The following is an 18,447-nucleotide window of genomic DNA, read 5'->3' as shown; positions in this document are numbered from 1 at the left end:
TTTCTTCCCCTGTTCTTTTAACGCTTGTAGTAATCAAGACGGTAAGCATGCGCCCGCGACAAGTTGGTTCTTACATCCTGCTGTCGCTGCGATCCGGGCATCCCAACTGCACCAGCCATCGGCGGATACACCAGCAGCGAACCGCTCCGTGGATCGCCTTGCCGATTCAAACGCCATGCGTGGCTCCTTTGAATCTGATACCCGGTTTCTGTTTGCGGATATCCAGGATAAACCACTATGCCTGGCATTCTCCTGACAGGACCTCCGGCCGGCGGCGACACAGAAGAGTAATCAATCACGATCTCTCCATACGCCGTTTCGAGGAAACCGACAAGCAACACACTCAATGCAAAACTACAGTGCCGGTTGCTATTTTTGTTCAACAGCCACATTGCCGTCACTCCCCCATTGGATGCGATAAGCCTTGCCTGTTTTTTTCGAAACGTAAGACGTCTTACCACGCGGAATTTTCTGGCCGTCAATATAGACGCTCCCGTTAATTACGGCGACTCCGTCCATTTCAACATCTGCACCCAAATCACCTGCTGCACTGCTTGCAACACTACCTGTGCCAACCTGTACCCGCACCCCTCCAGCAGTAACATCGACGGAGCCTTGCGCATGGGCCAATAAACATATCACTACGGTTGCGAAACCGAATATGTAGTTTCTAGTTTTCATTGCAAAGAAGCCTCGTCAATCAGAGCGCGTCAGTTTCGACTTCACTATAGTAGTACTAACGCCAAGGGAAAACCCAGGGTTGACATCAGGCGAACATTATTTGCAACGAACCTTGATCTGCTTGCCTTGGCGCACCAGATAAACAATTGCTCCCGATGCGCTATCGTCACCGATACGACCGGAAACGTTATCCACCTCTTGGCAGGGAACGATTGGGATACCATCGCGGCCTACATTGCTGAGATCGATATCGCGAACATTGCCTGTCCCAGTGTAAGCCTTCGCCCGCCCACGCATGTCGCTGGTTGCAGATACCGAATCTGCGGGAGAGGCCACAATTGGGAGGCTCCCCCCTCCTTGCTGATAGTTTCTCGCCTTGGAGCGCCCCTCGTAAGCCCGTTCTTCAGCAGGTGCCCCCCCTCGCGGAGACAAGAAACCGGCCTCCTCATCATCAATAACGATGGGCACACCTGCAGAGTCCCTGGCATATGCGCCAGCCTGCTCCCGCTGGGAACGTGCCCCGGATGGCTTTGCTGGAGCGGGCTTTTCCTGGCCGACAATCAATTCGGCCAGGAAAAAAGGCTCGCCAAGACGGTCACTGGCATCGGCCACAGACACCAGCAAGCAAGTCGCAATTACCAGAAAACCCCGGCAAAACACATTTTTCGCCATTTCTCCCTCCCCCAAGGGCGGCTTGTCAGCGAGTCACGTTAATGTCCAGATAACTCGCCACCAAAGCCGGATTGCTTTGCCGATAGGCATTGACCACTTCGTCCAGAGAGCGGACCGGCAAAGGACTCAAGTCTCGAGTCCCTTTAAATGCTTGCGGAACCACGACTTCACGGTCGGCGCCCAAACAAGCTACACGTTCACGCCCTGGCTGGTCGAAGCGGATCTTGAATCCTCCGGACGGCAAACGGATGAGACTTCCCGAGCGAAGCACTGGACTACCGAAAAACTGGTTCGGAAAAATTCGCGCTACCTGGCGGCTGACATCCTCGTAATAACAATACACAGCCCCATCGCCGGTTAACGACACCGACATATTAAGAAACTCTCCCAGCTTGTAACTAGGACGAGTTCCCCGGTCGCTCTCCAAATTAACCTTGAATGGAACACTGCTGACAGGCGCACTCACTTGTGGTGCCGGCGAAGGGGCAGACGGTACAACCGCGGGCATACCAGCCTGACGGGCCGGAGGTGTTGTTGGCGCCGCCGCAAGGGCATTCTGCACATCGTCAAGCAAACTCGCGTACAACTCAAAGTTAACTCGACCATCTGCCGTGAGGCCAGCCTGAGCCTGGTATTCAAGGATGGCCTCCTTGAGGGTTTCATTCATTTTCCCGTCAAGTGGCCCTCTGTAGCGATTCATCGTTCCCCCAAGCTTGCGCTGGACAAACATGATTCGCTCACTTTCCTTCAACGTTTCGTATGTCTCCAATGCCTGCTCACGGATAACCGGGTTGGTCACGTCAGCATCAAGACAGCGCCAATAAGGAACCTGGGTGAACTTACCGAGGGTCTCAATTAATCCCAACTCCAACAACGCACGCGTCGTTGCACCCAAGCCTTCCGACCGACTGAAATCGAGGTTGAAGGAAAACCCGATTTTTCCGAGCTTGCCGCCCGCCTCGGCAGACTTGCCACTCTTAACAATCACCATTGTGTTCGCAGTGCTTGTCTGCGCAAGAATTTTCCGGGATGCGGCATCACCGACGCTCATATCCATCGAGATGACATCATAGGAAACATCCTTTGATGCACCAAAATCAAAAAATGCCGCAGCAAAACCAAAACCCTGATTCTTCCGTATCGTATTGTCATCCATCTGGGTAATCGAGCCGCGGATGTAATAATCCGGTACTTTCATCGCGGCATCGCCCTTGCGCGCGAACAGCTGACCAAGATCGTCACCCACACTATGAAAGTCAATGAATTCGAAGGCATTGCTCTTGACCGTCATCTTCGCCAAAGCCGTAATCAGCATTTCCTTCGTACCAGTCCTGACTTTGCCGGTTTCGTCAGGAATACCGGTGGAGGTCACGACAATGCCGTTCTTGCCGTAGGCCATGAACAGTTCGTCCATGCATCGCAAGGCTTGGGAAAAGTTGGTGACAGTTTTAATTGCAGGAGTTTTTGGCCCGGCCTCAACCTGCGCCTTTGCAGCAGGATCGCTCCATGTTGAAAAGTCGCCTTGAGCCCCCGCGTAACCCGCGCTGAACAAGATGGTTGCGGACGCCAGTCCGCGAATCAGTTTAGACATACCGCCCCCTTTAACCAATCGATGTCGCTTACCGCCATTTTGATTTTATTGCGGCAACTTCTTCAGCATGAACACTATTCCTAACCAGAAGGTTCCGCAAGCAGGCTCAATGCTTAAATTGAAACAGCCGACCGAAACAAACTCAAAGTAACTGCATACCCTCTTGCATCTACTTGAGAAAATCATTGATTTTATTACTTTCTATATATTCCTTCGTCATCGTTAATTGATTACGATAGAAGCTATCGTGTTCAAGAGGAATATCATGCCAAGAGTCCGTCGCCAGTCAGGATCAGGCCCACATGGACCGAACGAGGGTGGAGATAACCCCAAACAGCCCGTCAGCCCAAGGGTATATGCAGCAGCAGTTCGTTATACCGATGGACAAACGGATCTATTCCACGTCAAGAATGCAACCAGCGTGATCGACGCAAGGCAGGTCGTGATGGAGACGTTGCTGAATGTCCGCACACTATTGATTTCCCCCCGTAGAGGTCGGGACTGAGCCAGCAGATCTGAACATTTGACTGATTGCCTTGCCTAATCTCACTGTTCAATCTGCGCGAGTACGCTAAACTAGCGCCCCTGTTCAGGAGATAGTCATGGCCGGCATCGACGCCAACACGCCAATCCCTTGTGCGATTACTTTGCACCAAAAGTCGCGCCAACTTGAGTTGGAATACCCTGGCGGCCTTTCCTACCGCCTCGATTTTGAGTTTTTGCGCGTTTTTACGCCTTCTGCGGAAGCTCGCGGTCACGGACCCGGGCAGGAAATCCTGCAAACGGGCAAACGGCAAGTCCTGATCGAGCGAATTGAGCCAGTAGGCACCTACGCACTTCGCCTTGTTTACTCCGATGGGCACGACAGCGGTCTTTATTCTTGGGACCTACTACACAATCTCGCGGTTCACCATTCCGAATTGTGGGAAGAGTATTTGACACAGCTCGACAAGGCGGGCTTGTCGCGCGATATCGACACTACCACGCAGCCACCAACCAGCAGCGGTTGCGGTCAACACCATTAAGCCATGAAAAACGAATCCACCCATTTCGGCTACGAAACAGTTCCGGAACATGAAAAGGCAAGACGGGTTGCCGATGTCTTCGACTCGGTTGCCAATCGCTACGACCTGATGAATGATCTGATGTCGGGGGGGCTGCATCGTTACTGGAAAGCCTTCACGATTCAACGTAGCGGCGTGCGTGAAGGCTCACGCGTACTTGACGTTGCCGGTGGAACCGGTGACTTGTCGCTGGCATTTTCCAAGCGCGTGGGTAAAAGCGGTCAGGTTTGGCTCACCGACATCAATAACGCAATGCTCACTCGTGGGCGTGACCGCTTGCTCGATAAAGGCCATGTCTTGCCAGTAGCGCAATGTGATGCTGAAAAGCTACCGTTTCCTGACGACTGGTTTGACTGTGTTACCGTTGCTTTCGGTTTGCGAAACATGACCCACAAGGATGCGGCCTTGGCTGAAATGCGAAGAGTGTTGCGACCTGGTGGCCGTTTGCTGGTTCTGGAGTTTTCCAAAGTCTGGGCGCCTTTGGCCCCGGCTTATGACTTCTACTCTTTTCAGGTGATTCCCCGGGTAGGCCAGCTGGTTACCGGGGATTCGGATAGCTATCGCTACCTCTCCGAATCGATTCGCGTCCACCCCAGCCAAGAAGAGCTAAAAACAATGATGGAAAACGCCGGTCTAGAGCAGGTTGAGTACTTCAATCTCGCACTTGGAGTTGTTGCTTTGCACCGTGGATACAAGTTTTAATCAGCACCCTGCCAGACTGTCTACTTATGCTTCTCCACTTGCTGCTCCCATTGCTCAACCGTTTAATCGCCAAACAAAGTTGGGCTGGCGAACGCTTGGCCAAACATGCCGGAAAGCAGTGCTTGATTGCCATTGGCAACGTGCAATTTCGTGTCCAGATCGGCGAGGGAGGAATGCTGGCAGCGGGAGTGGGAAACGAGCCCCCTCCAGCGGTCAGCATTACTCTTGGCAGCGATGCCCCCTTGCGCCTCATTAGCCAACCGGAAACCATTTTTTCTTCGACCCGCATCGAAGGCAATGTCGACTTTGCTGAAGATCTGAGTTTTGTTTTCCGGAATCTCGAATTGGACATCGAAGGGGAAATTGCGAAACTTATTGGCGATGTTCCCGCCCGACGTATTGGACGCGCCTTGACATCAATTCAATTGCAGTTACGCGAGGCGGCCAAGCGCACTTGGGCGAATACCCGCGACTATGCAGTAAACGAAGCCGGACATCTTCTCGATGCAGAAGAAGTCCGTGAATTCACTGAAAAAGTCAGCACCCTCAGGGATGACTTGGCACGCCTGGAAAAACGGATAGAGCGACTCTGAGTCGGCAAGGGTTTTCCCAAAGGGGCATACAAACAGATAACGAAAAAAAGGCAACCCCAAGGTTGCCTTTTTTTCGTATCACGACACTCAGTGAGTATGCTTGCGCAAACGCTGAATTGTCTGCAACTGGGCAATTGCCTGCGCCAGTTCTGCTTCAGCGGCAGCGTAATCCATTTCGGCTTGGCGGTTTGCCAAAGCCTCTTCGGCACGCTTCTTGGCTTCCATGGCCTTGGCTTCGTCCAGATCATGGGCCCGGATGGCGGTATCCGCCAAAACGGTAACCATATCAGGCTGGACTTCCAGCATGCCACCGGAGACATACACCAGTTCGAACTCGTCCTGAGCCGGCACCTTCAAACGAATGGTACCAGGCTTGATACGGGTCAGAAGCGGGGTGTGCTTCGGCAGGATGCCAAGCTCCCCGGCTTCGCCGGGGAACACCGCGATTTCGACGAGGCCGGAGAAGATCGACTCTTCGGCGCTGACGACATCACAATGAACAGTCATTACCATTGCTGGCTCCTATGCTGAAACTGCATTACTGCAGAGTCTTAGCCTTTTCGATAGCTTCTTCGATACCACCGACCATGTAGAAAGCCTGCTCCGGCAGATGATCGTATTCACCTGCGCAAATGCCCTTGAAGCCCTTGATGGTCTCCTTGAGCGGAACAAACTTGCCGGGCGATCCGGTAAAGACCTCAGCAACGTGGAAGGGCTGAGACAGGAAACGCTGAATCTTACGCGCACGGGACACAGCGAGTTTGTCTTCCGGAGACAGTTCGTCCATACCCAGAATCGCGATGATGTCACGCAGTTCCTTATAGCGCTGCAGGGTCATCTGCACGGCACGAGCAACCGAGTAGTGCTCTTCACCAACGATCTGCGGATCGAGCTGACGGGAGGTGGAGTCGAGCGGATCGACAGCCGGGTAGATACCCAGCGAGGCGATGTCACGCGACAGCACGACCGTGGAGTCAAGGTGCAGGAAGGTGGTGGCAGGCGACGGGTCGGTCAAGTCATCGGCAGGCACGTAAACGGCCTGAATGGAGGTGATCGAACCAACCTTGGTCGAGGTGATACGCTCTTGCAGTCGGCCCATTTCTTCAGCCAGCGTCGGCTGGTAGCCCACGGCGGAAGGCATACGGCCCAGCAGCGCGGACACTTCGGTACCGGCCAGGGTATAACGGTAGATGTTGTCGACGAAGAACAGGATGTCACGACCGTCGTCACGGAAACGCTCGGCCATGGTCAGACCGGTCAGCGCGACGCGCAGACGGTTGCCTGGGGGTTCGTTCATCTGACCGAACACCATCGCCACCTTGTCGAGAACGTTGGAGTCCTTCATTTCGTGGTAGAAGTCGTTACCTTCACGGGTACGCTCACCCACGCCAGCAAACACGGACAGACCGGAGTGCTGCTTTGCGATGTTGTTGATCAGTTCCATCATGTTGACGGTCTTGCCGACGCCGGCGCCACCGAACAGACCGACCTTGCCGCCCTTGGCGAACGGGCAGATCAAGTCGATAACCTTGATGCCGGTTTCCAGCAGATCAACGGAAGAAGACAGTTCGTCAAACTTCGGAGCGGGCTGGTGAATTTCACGCAGCTCGTTGCAGTCAATCGGGCCAGCTTCGTCGATCGGACGGCCAAGCACGTCCATAATACGACCCAGCGTGCCCATACCGACCGGAACGGAAATACCGGCACCGGTATTGTTGACCTTCATCCCACGGCGCAGGCCGTCGGACGAACCCATGGCGATGGTACGAACAACACCGTCACCCAATTGCTGCTGAACCTCAAAGGTCAGGCCGTCTTCGGCCATGCCATTGGATTCAGAGGCATCGAGTTTCAGCGCGTCGTAGACCTTCGGCATGGCATCGCGCGGGAAGTGGATGTCCACAACGGCGCCGATACATTGAACGATGGTACCTTGACTCATATTCAAATCCCCAATAATTAAAAGCTTCGCGCTTGCGTCAGACGGCTGCGGCGCCGCTCACGATTTCCGAAAGTTCCTTCGTAATCGCGGCCTGACGGGCCTTGTTATAGACCAGCTTCAATTCACCGATAACGTTCTTGGCGTTATCGGAGGCAGACTTCATCGCAACCATACGTGCAGATTGCTCGGAGGCCATGTTTTCGGCCACTGCCTGATAAATCAAAGCTTCAACATAACGGATCAGCAGATCGTCGATCACGGCCTTGGCATCGGGTTCGTAGACATAGTCCCAACCCGGCTGATGCGCAGACTTCATGTCTTCGCCCGCCAGCGGGAGCAGTTTTTCGAACACCGGCTCCTGCTTCATCGTGTTGATGAAGCGGGTATAGCCAATATAAAGTGCATCGATTTCGCCGTTCATATAGGCATCGAGTTGCACCTTGACCGGCCCGATCAGTTTTTCCAGATGCGGCGTATCGCCGAGGGCCGTCACTTGCGAAACGACCTTGGCGCCAGCGCGTTGCATGAAGCCCAAGCCTTTGTTGCCGATGCAGGTTGCCTGAAGCTTCTGCCCCTGGGTATCGAACTCCTTCATTTTGCTGACCAGAAGGCGCAACAGGTTGGAGTTCAAACCACCGCACAAGCCCTTGTCGGACGTCACGACGATCACGCCAACATTGGCTTGCTCGCGCTTGGTCAAGAACGGATGCTTGTATTCGGTCAGGGCGTGCGACAGGTTAGCTGCAACGCGACGGATTTTCTCACCATAGGGACGGGCAGCACGCATCCGGTCCTGCGCCTTGCGCATTTTGGATGCGGCCACCATTTCCATGGCCTTGGTGATCTTGCGCGTATTTTCTACGCTCTTGATCTTGTTGCGAATTTCCTTACCGCTAGCCATGCAATTCTCCTAGCTGATCAGGCCCAGGTGTTCTTGAAGGCCTGGATACCGGCGGCGAGTGCCTTTTCGGTGTCAGCGCTGAGGTCTGCAGACGACTCCATGGTATTCATGACGTCGGCACAGTTGGCCTTGAGGTAGCTGATCATCGCCTTTTCGCATTCGAGAGCACGCTTGACTTCGACATCATCAAAATAGCCCTTGTCAGCTGCGTACAGCGTAACGGCCATTTCGGAGATGCTCATCGGAGCGTACTGCGGCTGCTTCATCAGTTCGGTCACCAGACGGCCACGCTCCAGCTGCTTGCGGGTCGCTTCGTCGAGATCGGAAGCAAACTGGGCAAACGCAGCAAGTTCGCGATACTGGGCGAGAGCCAGACGAACACCACCACCGAGCTTCTTGATCAGCTTGGTCTGAGCGGCGCCACCGACGCGGGACACCGAAATACCGGCGTTGATCGCGGGACGGATACCGGCGTTGAAGAGGTCCGTTTCCAGGAAGATCTGACCGTCGGTAATCGAGATTACGTTGGTCGGAACGAAAGCGGAAACGTCACCAGCCTGGGTTTCGATCACTGGCAGAGCGGTCAGAGAACCGGTCTGGCCCTTGATTTCGCCATTGGTGAACTTCTCGACCCAGTCAGCGGATACGCGAGCAGCACGCTCCAGCAGGCGGGAGTGGAGATAGAACACGTCGCCCGGATAAGCTTCACGACCCGGCGGACGACGCAGCAGCAGGGAAACCTGACGGTAGCCCCAAGCCTGCTTGGTCAGATCATCATAAATGATCAGCGCGTCTTGACCGCGGTCACGGAAGTATTCACCCATGGTGCAGCCGGCGTAAGGAGCCAGGTACTGCAGCGCGGCGGATTCGGAAGCGGAGGCAGCGACAACGATGGTGTATTCCAGCGCGCCATGCTCTTCGAGCTTGCGCACGACGTTGGCAATGGTGGAAGCCTTTTGACCGACGGCGACATAAACGCAGAACAGGTTCTTGCCCTTCTGGTTGATGATCGCATCGACAGCAACAGCGGTCTTGCCGGTCTGACGGTCACCGATGACCAGTTCACGCTGACCACGACCAACCGGAACCATGGAGTCCACACACTTCAGGCCGGTCTGCACCGGCTGAGAAACGGACTGACGCCAGATCACGCCCGGGGCAACCTTTTCCAGCTTGTCGGTCACCTTGGCATTGATCGGACCCTTGCCGTCGATCGGCTGGCCGAGAGTGTTGACCACGCGGCCCAGCAACTCGGGACCAACCGGCACTTCCAGAATGCGACCGGTGGTCTTGACCACGTCGCCTTCGGAAATGTGATTGTATTCGCCGAGGATAACGGCGCCGACGGAGTCACGTTCGAGGTTAAGCGCCATACCGATGGTGTTGCCGGGGAATTCCAGCATTTCACCTTGCATGACGTCCTGCAAGCCATGCACGCGGCAGATACCGTCAGTGACGGAAACCACGGTGCCCTGCGTGCGCACTTCCGATGCGCCTTGCAGGTTCTGGATCTTGCTCTTGATCAGTTCAGAAATTTCGGAAGGATTCAACTGCATGAAATTCTCCTAGTTGTTCAGCGCCACGGCCATCGCATCAAGCTTGCCGCGGACTGAAGCATCCAGCACCTGGTCACCGACGGCGACGCGCACACCACCGATCAGCTCGGGATCAACCACGACACGACCGGTCAGACGGGTATTGAAGTGACCTTCCAGTTGTTGCAACAAGGCGGCCACCTGGGTGTCGTCGATGGGAAATGCGGAGTACACCACCGCCTCCCTGACCCCTTCTTCCTGGCTCTTGGCCAGTTCGAAAAGCCGGGAAACCTCCGGCAGGAGTGCGAGACGCCGGTTTTCTGCGAGGGTACGAATGAAGTTGCCGAAAGTGGCATCGTTGTCACCGGACAACGAAATGAACAAATCGGCAACCTGCTCGACGGAGAGTCGGGGATTGCCCATGACCGCAGCCATGTCCCCGTCCTGGGCGATGGCGCCCAAGCGCGCGAGGCGCTCGGACCAGAGGCCCTGCGTCCCCGCTTCCTTGGCCATGCGGAACACGGCTTCAGCGTAGGGACGAGCGATGGTGACGGATTCAGCCATAAGCTTTACAGATCCTGTTTGATCGTAGCCAGAATATCGGCATGGGCCTGGGCATTGATTTCACGACGCAGAATTTTTTCTGCACCGGAAACAACCAGAACGGACATCTGCTCACGCAGCTGCTCCTTCGCACGCACGGCTTCCTGTTCGATCTCGGCCTTGGCACCGGCGACGATGCGGTCAGCTTCAGCCTTGGCCGCAGCCTTGGCTTCTTCGATCAGTTGAGCAGCGCGTTTTTCTGCGTTGGCGATCAGCTCGGAGGCTTTTTCCTTGCCTTCACGGAGAGCATCCGTAGAACGCTTGGTAGCCAGTTCGAGGTCCTGCTTGCCACGTTCGGCAGCAGCCAGTCCATCCGCGATCTTCTTCGCACGCTCGTCGAGCGCCTTCACAATGGGGGGCCACACGAATTGCATCGTGAACCACGCCAGAATGAAGAACACAACGAGCTGTGCAAACAACGTTGCGTTCAGATTCACGGTTTAATTCCTCTTAAAAGGTTGATCGATCAGAGGAGAATTAAACCAGCTTGAACGGGTTGGCGAAGGCGAACATCATGGCGATACCAACACCGATCAGGAAGGCGGCGTCGATCAGACCGGCCAGCAGGAACATCTTGGTCTGCAGGGCGTTCATCAGTTCGGGCTGGCGAGCAGATGCTTCGATGTACTTGCCACCCATCAGGCCGATACCGATACAGGCACCGATAGCGCCCAGACCAATGATCAGGCCAGCAGCCAGAGCAACAAAACCGAGAACGTGTTCCATGACAACTCCTTGAAAAGTAAAGGTAAAAACAAAGGTAAAACGAAAACTTCGAAACTACTGCAAGTACTTAGTGTGCTTCGTGCGCCTGACCAACGTAAACCAGGGTCAGCATCATGAAGATGAAGGCCTGCAGCGCGACGATCAGGATGTGGAAGATGGCCCAGATCGACCCGGCGATGACGTGGCCGATAAACAGGAACACCCCAGTGGCGGTACCAGCCCAGGCAGCACCCATCAGCGCAATCAGCATGAATACCAGTTCACCTGCGTACATGTTGCCGAACAACCGCATGCCGTGAGAAACGGTCTTAGCCAAGAACTCGATCATCTGCATCGCGAAGTTGACCGGGTAGAGCAGCGGGTGGCTACCGAACGGGGCGGTGAAGAGCTCATGCATCCAGCCGCCGAAGCCCTTGATCTTGATGTTGTAGTAAAGACAGACCAGCAGGACGCCGACGGACATACCCAGGGTGCCGTTCAGATCGGCGGTCGGCACGATGCGCAAATAGGCATGGTGGTCGCCGGTAATGGCTTGCCACAGATTCGGGAAGACGTCGAGCGGCAGGAAGTCCATCGAATTCATCAGGAAAATCCAGATGAACACGGTCAACGCCAGGGGGCCGACAAATTTGCGGGATTCGGCACTATGAACAATGCTCTTGGCCTGGTCATTGACCATCTCGAGGACGATCTCGACGGCAGCCTGCATGCGACCGGGGACACCGGAGGTCACGCTTTTGGCAACGCGCCACATGACAAAAAGACCCAGCACACCCATCAGAATGGAGAAGAACAGGGTATCGACGTTGATAACGCTGAAGTCGATGATGTCCTTCTGGGCATGACCCGTGCTATTGAAGTGGGTAAGGTGGTGAACGATGTATTCGCCGGCGGTCGGCGCGTTCGCTGCTGCTTCGTGGCCTGCTGTAGACATAGTCAGGATTTCTTCCAAAACGCTATAAAACCTGCATGCAGAACAATCGCCAACCCAATCATCAGACTGGGCCAGTGCATCTCGGGATACCCCTTGATGGCGATTGCCAGTAATCCTATCGTGACCGCGATCTTGAGGAACTCACCGGCGAAAAAATTCGCCACATACGAGGCTCCCGGACGCTTGCTGACCATCGCCAGCCGCACGGCAAACAGCAGATTCGGCACTATTGCAGCGACTGCTGCGACCCCCACCGAAATCAGCCCTCGCTCCCCAACGATCACCCAGGCTCCGATTGCCGCCAGAAGCGCCGCACCAAATTGCAGATAAATTGCTTTAAACATGGTGCCTTGCAACCGTCAAGCCTGTTGTGTCACAGCCTTAAATTATATAAGACCTGAGCGCCTTAAGTCAATGTAAGTTACGGGTTTTCCGCAATGCCAAAAAATGGAAAACCCGTTAACACAAGCGCACCGGAAAAGAAACTCCGCACTGCACCAATTTAGCGCATTCGCGTCAGGATTCCGTCGAGTTGGTCCAGGCTACCAAATTCAATGGTGATCTTGCCTGCACCTTTTTTATTGCTGCGGATTTCAACTGCAGCACCAAACGAATCCGACAATTCTTCCTGCAAGCGCAGAATGTCACGGTCAACCGGCTTGGCCGCAGGTTTTTGCGGCGGCGTCAGGATTTGCTGGACCAGTCGTTCGACTTCCCGTACCGACAGCGCCTTTTGCACCGCCCGCTGCGCCACGGCAACCTGCTGCCCGGCATTGAGTGGCAACAGCGCCCGGGCATGACCCATGTCCAGCTTGCCGGCCATCACCAGCTCCTGCACCGGCGCGCTCAATTGCAGCAGCCGCAGCAGGTTGGACGCCGCCGGGCGTGAACGGCCGACCGCATCGGCCGCCTCCTGGTGGGTCAGACCAAATTCATCGATCAGGCGCTGCAAGCCGAGCGCCTCTTCCAGCGGATTGAGATTTTCACGCTGGATGTTCTCGATCAACGCCATCGCCAGCGCCTGCTCGTCCGGAATGTCGCGAATCAGCACCGGCACTTCGCTCAGGCCAGCAATCTGCGACGCCCGCCAGCGCCGCTCGCCCGCCACAATCTCGTAGCGCTCGGCACCCGGCGTCGGCTCAATCACCCGGACCAGGATCGGCTGCACGATGCCCTGTGCCTTGATCGATGCCGCCAATTCGGCCAGCGAGGTTTCGTCCATCTGCGTCCGTGGCTGATACTTGCCCGGCCGCAGACGCTCCACCGGCAGACTGCGCTGCTCGTCGCCGCCGCTGCGATCACCGCCCGCCAACAGCGCATCCAGTCCGCGCCCCAAACCCTTCATCTTGATCATTGGCCCAGCCTTTCGAGAATTTCCCTGGCCAGCGCGCTGTAGGCCTGCGCGCCCTTGGAGCCCTTGTCGAAAGCCAGTACCGGCTTGCCATAAGAGGGCGCCTCGGCCAGCCGCACATTGCGCGGCACGATGGTCTTGTACACCTTGTTGCCGAAGTGGCTCTCCAGCTCGCTTGAAACCTGCTGGGTCAGCGTGCTCTGCGGATTGAACATGGTCCGCAACAACCCCTCGACCTCAAGACGGGGGTTGAGGTGATGCCGGACCTTGCGCAGGGTTTCGACCAGATCGGACAGCCCTTCCAGCGCGTAGTACTCGCACTGCATCGGGATCAGCACCGAATCGGCCGCAACCAGCGCGTTGACCGTGAGCATGTTGAGTGCCGGCGGGCAGTCGATCAGCACGAAATCGTAGTGTTCGCGATTGGCATGCAGCGCATTCTTGAGCCGGAATTCACGCTGTTCGAGCTCAACCAGCTCGACCTCGGCACCGGCCAGCTCGCGGTTGGCCGGCAGCACGTCGAAAGCGAACGGAGTCTGCCAGCACACCTCTTCCAGCGTCGCGGCACCGATCAACAGCTGGTAAACCGTCGGCAACGCCTCCTTCTTGGTGATTCCGGCGCCGGTCGTCGCATTACCCTGCGGATCCATGTCGATCAGCAGCACTCGCTTGCCTTCAGCGCCGAGCGAGGCCGCCAGGTTGACGGCGGTGGTGGTCTTGCCGACACCGCCTTTTTGATTGGTGATCGCCAGTACTTTCATGTGCCCGCCTTCAGGATGATCAGGTGTCTTTCGGCATCAAGGCCGGGAACGTGCAGCGGAATGATCCGCTCGACGACAATATCCGCCGGCAGGGCCGCGATTTCGGCATCCGGGCGCACCCCCTTCATCGCCAGCCAGCGCCCACCCGGCGCCAGCAGATGGCGGGTCAGCGCAACAAAGAGGCTCAGTTCGGCAAAAGCGCGCGAACTGATCTGCGCATATTGCCCGGGCAATTCCTCGACCCGGGCATGGTTGACCGTGACATTCTTCAAGCCGAGCTGGATCGCCGCCTGCTGCAGGAAAGTCGCTTTTTTCTGCACGGTATCAACCATCCGCACCGCCAGTTCGGGCCGGGCAATCGCCAGCGGAATGCCGGGCAGACCGCCGCCGGAACCAACATCGAGCAACGGCTCGGAACCGATATGGGGGAGGATCGCCAGCGAATCAAGCAGGTGATGCGACAGCGCTTGTTGCGGATCACGCAAGGCGGTCAGGTTGTAAGTCTTGTTCCACTTCAGCAGCAGGTCGCGGAAGGCCAGCAGCTGCGCCTGCGTTGCCGGAGACAGCGCCAGCCCCAGTTCAGCGAGGCCGGAAGAAAGGGTCAGTTCACTCATGCGCCGGCCTTTGCCCCGGAAGTTGCACCATGGCGCTTGAGATGGATCAGCAGCAGCGAAATCGCCGCCGGCGTCACCCCTTGAATGCGCGACGCCTGGCCGATGGTCTGCGGCCGGTGCAGCGTCAGCTTCTGCTTGACCTCGTTGGACAGGCCGGCGACGGTCGAGTAATCAAGATCGGCCGGCAGCACGGTGTTTTCCAGTGTCGCCGCACGCGCCACCTCGTCGGCCTGACGGTCGATGTAGCCCTGATACTTGGCTGAAATCTCCAGCTGCTCGACCACCGCATCGTCGATTTCCGGCAATTCTTCGGGTTGACCGTGAATCTTGATCGTCACCAGCTCGCGGTAGCCAACTTCAGGCCGGCGCAGCAACTCGAACAGGTTGTATTCGTGCTCGATCCCCTTGCCCAGCACCCGTTCGCACTCCTCGGCCACGACGATCTTGGGATTGATCCAGGTGGTTTTCAAACGTTCCTGTTCGGCGGCAATCGCATCACGTTTGCGACAGAAGGCCGCCCACCGCAGGTCATCGACCAAGCCCAGTTCACGCCCGACTTCGGTCAGGCGCAGGTCGGCATTGTCCTCGCGCAAGCTCAGGCGGTACTCAGCGCGGCTGGTGAACATCCGGTAGGGATCAGAAACACCGCGCGTGATCAGGTCATCGACCAGCACGCCGAGGTAAGCCTCGTTGCGCTTCGGGCACCAGCCGGCCTCGCTGCGTACGTAGCGCACCGCATTCAGGCCGGCGAGCAGGCCCTGCGCCGCCGCTTCCTCGTAGCCGGTGGTGCCGTTAATCTGGCCGGCGAAGAAGAGGCCGTTGATCGCCTTGCTTTCCAGCGTGTCCTTGAGGCCGCGCGGGTCATAGAAATCGTATTCGATGGCGTAACCGGGGCGCAGAATGTGCACGTTTTCCATGCCACGGATCGAGCGCACCAGCGCCAGCTGGATGTCGAAGGGCAGGCTGGTCGACACGCCGTTGGGGTAGATTTCGTGCGTGGTCAGGCCTTCCGGTTCGAGGAAGACGTTGTGCTTGTCCTTGTCGGCAAAACGATGAATCTTGTCTTCAATCGACGGGCAGTAACGCGGGCCGACGCCCTCGATGACCCCGGTGTACATCGGTGAGCGGTCGAGGCCACTGCGGATGATGTCGTGCGTTTTCTCGTTGGTTTCGGTAATCCAGCACGGCAGTTGCTTCGGATGCTGCGCGGCGTTGCCGAGGAAGGAAAACACCGGCAGCGGATCGTCCGAATGCTGCTCTTCCATCACCGAGAAATCGATGGTCTTGCCATCGAGGCGCGGCGGCGTGCCGGTCTTCAGGCGCCCTTGCGGCAGGTTCAATTCCTTCAGACGGGCCGCCAGTGAGACCGACGGCGGATCGCCCATGCGCCCACCGGTGTAGTTTTCCAGCCCGACGTGGATCTTGCCGTTGAGGAAGGTACCAGCGGTCAGTACCACCGCCTCGGCCATGAAACGGATGCCCAGTTGCGTCACCGCACCGACCACGCGCTCGCCTTCGACGATCAGGTCGTCGCAGGCCTGCGCGAAGATGGTCAGATTGGGCTGATTTTCCAGCCGCGTACGGATCGCCTGCTTGTACAGCACACGATCGGCTTGGGCGCGGGTAGCGCGCACCGCCGGGCCTTTCGAGGCGTTGAGAATGCGGAACTGGATGCCGGCTTCGTCAGTCGCCGCCGCCATCGCCCCGCCCAGGGCATCGACTTCTCGCACCAGGTGGCCCTTGCCGATGCCGCCGATCGACGGGTTGCAACTCATCGCCCCGAGGGTGTCGAGATTGTGGGTCAACAACAGCGTCTGCGCCCCCATCCGCGCGGCCGCCAGCGCGGCCTCGGTACCGGCGTGGCCGCCACCAATCACAATGACATCAAAACGGGTGGGATAAAGCATGGGACGGAGGTTCTCTTTCAGGCATTCCGGGGTCTGCCGCAGTGCAGCACAAGGTGCCGGATTTTACGACAGGGCGCTGAAAAATCGAAGTTTTTACGCAGCTGCCTTTACCTCAAACGGGAACTCAAGTACCTTGGGCCACTGCTTTCCGTTCGGTTCATGACGCATGCCTCACCCCGATAATGACAAGATGCTGGCAGCGCTGCAAAAATCGCTGCACAAAAAGCGCGTACTGATCGTAGACCGTCACCCAGCTGCCCGCGAGTCGCTGCGCCTGATGCTCGCCGAACTCGGCATCATCTCGGTCCATGGCGTCGGCACTGCCGCCGAAGTGCTGCGCCAGGTGCGCAGCCACCGCTTCGATCTGATCCTCTCCGACTACTACCTCGAAGACGGACGCGATGCCCAGCAGCTGCTGGAAGAAATGCGCCTGACCCATCTGATTCCGCGCTCGACGGTGTACATCGTGGTTACCAGCGAACGCGGCTACAGCAACGTCGTCGCTCTGGCTGAACTGTCGCCCGACGACTACCTGCTGCGCCCCTTCACCCCGGACGACCTGCACGGGCGCCTGGTTCGCGCCGCCTATCGCAAGCACCAGCTGCGCCACATCCTGCAGCAACTGGAACGCAACAATCCGGAAGCCGCCATCGACGCCTGCGACCAACTGGCCGAGCAGGACAGCGATTTTCTTTACGATGCGCTGCGCTACAAGGGCGAACTGCTGCTGCAGATCGGCCGCGCCGAAGAGGCCGAGCGCGTCTTCCGCAATGTTCTGGCCGCTCGCGAACAGCCCTGGGCCAAGATGGGCCTGGCCCGCGCGCTGCGCGATCAGGGTCAGGCCGACAATGCAACGGCGCTGGCCAGCGAACTGCTGCGCGATGCCCCTGACTTCCTTGCGGTGAACGATTTTCTCGCAACCACGCTGAGCGAACTCGGCCGCCTGGAGACCGCCCAGCAAATCCTGCAGGTGGCCGCCGACCGCTCGCCCTACAACACCCGCCGCCAACGCCAGGTCGGCGATCTGGCCAGCCGCAACGGCGACCTGCTGGCGGCGGAAAAAGCCTATGGCACGGTGCTTGAGCGCAGCCGGGGCTCAACCCTGCGCAGCATCGACGATTTCACCAACCTGTCGCGGGTGTTGATCGAGCGCGGCGACGTCGAATCGGCCCGCCGCGTGCTCGGCAATCTGCAGCGCGAATGGCGCAATGACAAGCAGGCAGAAATGGCGGTGCTGATCGGCGAAAGCCTGTGCCTGCACGCCGAAGGCCGCAGCGAGCGGGCCGCACCGCTGGTCGAGCAGGCACTCGCCTTACAAACCACGCTGGACAAGGAAAGCCAGCACGTGCTGACCGCCCGGCCGCAGTCACAGCGCCTGGCGGTCGATCTCGCCCGAGCCTGCTACGCCACCGGACAGGATGCGACAGCAGAGCAGGTAATGCGCCGAGTTGCCAGTGAAAACAACGAAGACAGCCACCTGATGGCGCAAATTCGCCGCGTTTTCGAACAAACCGGCCATCGCGACAGCGGCCGCGACCTGCTCGCTCAGGTAGACAAGGAAATGGTCGTGCTCAACAACCGCGGCATCATCGCCGCCCGCAGCGGCAACCTGCGCGGCGCGGTCGAACTGCTGATGCAGGCCGCCGACGAAGCCCCCAACCTGCAGTTCCTGCTCAACGCCGCCAAGGCGATTTACTCGCTGCTCGACCAGGAAGGCTGGAACAGCGAGTTGGCGGCACGCGCCGACGACTACTTGCAACGCGCCGAAATGAAAGACCCGGAAAGCCCCAAGATCAATGCCGCACGGCTGCTGCGCAGCGCTGCTGCGCGCAAGCACGGCGTCGATGTCCGGCAAGCCTGAAAATCGGCG

At 57.6% G+C, this 18,447-nt stretch carries 21 protein-coding genes; 4 read left to right on the top strand and 17 right to left on the bottom strand.

Translation table 11 applies throughout. The features are described 5' to 3' along the window. Positions 1–17: 17 nt before the first annotated feature. The 4 genes from VX159_RS00305 to VX159_RS00290 form a co-directional block, all read right to left on the bottom strand. A complete protein-coding gene (locus VX159_RS00305) occupies positions 18–392 on the bottom strand; it encodes a hypothetical protein (RefSeq protein WP_371324007.1) in 375 nt (124 codons plus the stop codon). Further along, complete coding sequence (locus VX159_RS00300; protein ID WP_371324006.1) at positions 370–681, bottom strand: hypothetical protein; 312 nt, start codon at positions 679–681, stop codon at positions 370–372. Before VX159_RS00300 ends, VX159_RS00305 begins: the two co-directional genes overlap by 23 nt. 96 nt (positions 682–777) lie before the next feature. Then, on the bottom strand, positions 778–1,353 hold the full coding sequence (locus VX159_RS00295) for a hypothetical protein (RefSeq protein WP_371324005.1): 576 nt from the start codon (positions 1,351–1,353) through the stop codon (positions 778–780). A gap of 25 nt (positions 1,354–1,378) precedes the next feature. Continuing rightward, complete coding sequence (locus tag VX159_RS00290; RefSeq protein WP_371324004.1) at positions 1,379–2,944, bottom strand: DUF4384 domain-containing protein; 1,566 nt, start codon at positions 2,942–2,944, stop codon at positions 1,379–1,381. 602 nt (positions 2,945–3,546) lie between these two features. On the opposite strand from VX159_RS00290, the gene VX159_RS00285 reads away from it, so the two are divergent. Genes VX159_RS00285 through VX159_RS00275 form a run of 3 tightly spaced genes read left to right on the top strand, consistent with a single transcriptional unit; the run spans position 3,547 to position 5,303 of the window. Further along, on the top strand, positions 3,547–3,969 hold the full coding sequence (locus VX159_RS00285; RefSeq protein ID WP_371324003.1) for a gamma-butyrobetaine hydroxylase-like domain-containing protein: 423 nt from the start codon (positions 3,547–3,549) through the stop codon (positions 3,967–3,969). Positions 3,970–3,972: 3 nt separating this feature from the next. Beyond that, on the top strand, positions 3,973–4,710 hold the full coding sequence (ubiE, locus tag VX159_RS00280; protein ID WP_371324002.1) for a bifunctional demethylmenaquinone methyltransferase/2-methoxy-6-polyprenyl-1,4-benzoquinol methylase UbiE: 738 nt from the start codon (positions 3,973–3,975) through the stop codon (positions 4,708–4,710). 38 nt (positions 4,711–4,748) lie between these two features. Beyond that, positions 4,749–5,303, top strand: a complete 555-nt coding sequence (locus VX159_RS00275; protein ID WP_371324001.1) for an SCP2 domain-containing protein — start codon at positions 4,749–4,751, stop codon at positions 5,301–5,303. Between the two features lie 87 nt (positions 5,304–5,390). On the opposite strand, the gene VX159_RS00270 is transcribed toward VX159_RS00275, so the two are convergent. From VX159_RS00270 to mnmG, 13 genes are all read right to left on the bottom strand, one after another. After that, positions 5,391–5,816, bottom strand: a complete 426-nt coding sequence (locus VX159_RS00270; RefSeq protein ID WP_371324000.1) for a F0F1 ATP synthase subunit epsilon — start codon at positions 5,814–5,816, stop codon at positions 5,391–5,393. Positions 5,817–5,841: 25 nt separating this feature from the next. Then, positions 5,842–7,245 (bottom strand): F0F1 ATP synthase subunit beta, encoded by a 1,404-nt coding sequence (gene atpD, locus VX159_RS00265; protein ID WP_371323999.1) that lies wholly within the window; start codon positions 7,243–7,245, stop codon positions 5,842–5,844. Between the two features lie 37 nt (positions 7,246–7,282). Then, positions 7,283–8,146 carry a F0F1 ATP synthase subunit gamma gene (gene atpG, locus VX159_RS00260; protein ID WP_371323998.1) on the bottom strand — a complete coding sequence of 288 codons (864 nt, stop codon included), beginning with the start codon at positions 8,144–8,146 and terminating at the stop codon, positions 7,283–7,285. 17 nt (positions 8,147–8,163) lie between these two features. Continuing rightward, on the bottom strand, positions 8,164–9,702 hold the full coding sequence (gene atpA / locus VX159_RS00255) for a F0F1 ATP synthase subunit alpha (RefSeq protein WP_371323997.1): 1,539 nt from the start codon (positions 9,700–9,702) through the stop codon (positions 8,164–8,166). A gap of 9 nt (positions 9,703–9,711) precedes the next feature. Further along, a complete protein-coding gene (locus VX159_RS00250; protein ID WP_371323996.1) occupies positions 9,712–10,245 on the bottom strand; it encodes a F0F1 ATP synthase subunit delta in 534 nt (177 codons plus the stop codon). 5 nt (positions 10,246–10,250) lie between these two features. Continuing rightward, positions 10,251–10,721 carry a F0F1 ATP synthase subunit B gene (locus VX159_RS00245; RefSeq protein WP_371323995.1) on the bottom strand — a complete coding sequence of 157 codons (471 nt, stop codon included), beginning with the start codon at positions 10,719–10,721 and terminating at the stop codon, positions 10,251–10,253. Between the two features lie 40 nt (positions 10,722–10,761). Continuing rightward, the gene (gene atpE, locus VX159_RS00240; protein WP_027457100.1) at positions 10,762–11,010 is read right to left on the bottom strand and encodes a F0F1 ATP synthase subunit C; all 249 of its coding nucleotides are present in this window, start codon (positions 11,008–11,010) and stop codon (positions 10,762–10,764) included. A 67-nt stretch (positions 11,011–11,077) separates the two neighbouring features. After that, positions 11,078–11,944: a F0F1 ATP synthase subunit A gene (gene atpB / locus VX159_RS00235; protein ID WP_371323994.1), complete on the bottom strand. Its 867-nt coding sequence runs from the start codon at positions 11,942–11,944 to the stop codon at positions 11,078–11,080. Positions 11,945–11,946: 2 nt separating this feature from the next. After that, a complete protein-coding gene (locus tag VX159_RS00230; RefSeq protein ID WP_371323993.1) occupies positions 11,947–12,288 on the bottom strand; it encodes an ATP synthase subunit I in 342 nt (113 codons plus the stop codon). Positions 12,289–12,446: 158 nt separating this feature from the next. Continuing rightward, positions 12,447–13,298 (bottom strand): ParB/RepB/Spo0J family partition protein, encoded by an 852-nt coding sequence (locus tag VX159_RS00225; protein WP_371323992.1) that lies wholly within the window; start codon positions 13,296–13,298, stop codon positions 12,447–12,449. Beyond that, positions 13,295–14,056, bottom strand: a complete 762-nt coding sequence (locus VX159_RS00220; RefSeq protein WP_371323991.1) for a ParA family protein — start codon at positions 14,054–14,056, stop codon at positions 13,295–13,297. Before VX159_RS00220 ends, VX159_RS00225 begins: the two co-directional genes overlap by 4 nt. Beyond that, positions 14,053–14,670, bottom strand: coding sequence for a 16S rRNA (guanine(527)-N(7))-methyltransferase RsmG (rsmG, locus tag VX159_RS00215; RefSeq protein WP_371323990.1), 618 nt, complete (start codon positions 14,668–14,670; stop codon positions 14,053–14,055). Before rsmG ends, VX159_RS00220 begins: the two co-directional genes overlap by 4 nt. Then, entirely contained in the window at positions 14,667–16,577 is a 1,911-nt protein-coding gene (gene mnmG / locus VX159_RS00210) for a tRNA uridine-5-carboxymethylaminomethyl(34) synthesis enzyme MnmG (protein WP_371323989.1), read from the bottom strand. The genes rsmG and mnmG overlap by 4 nt, the downstream gene beginning before the upstream one ends. Before the next feature lie 166 nt (positions 16,578–16,743). Here mnmG and VX159_RS00205 point away from each other — a divergent pair, with 166 nt between their 5' ends. Beyond that, on the top strand, positions 16,744–18,438 hold the full coding sequence (locus VX159_RS00205) for a tetratricopeptide repeat protein (protein ID WP_371323988.1): 1,695 nt from the start codon (positions 16,744–16,746) through the stop codon (positions 18,436–18,438). Positions 18,439–18,447 lie beyond the last annotated feature (9 nt).

It is taken from the genome of Dechloromonas sp. ZY10, assembly GCF_041378895.1.
In the GTDB taxonomy this organism is placed as follows: Bacteria; Pseudomonadota; Gammaproteobacteria; order Burkholderiales; family Rhodocyclaceae; genus Azonexus; species Azonexus aquae.
Note: the sequence above shows the minus strand (reverse complement) of the source record. Positions and strands in the feature narration are given on the sequence as shown.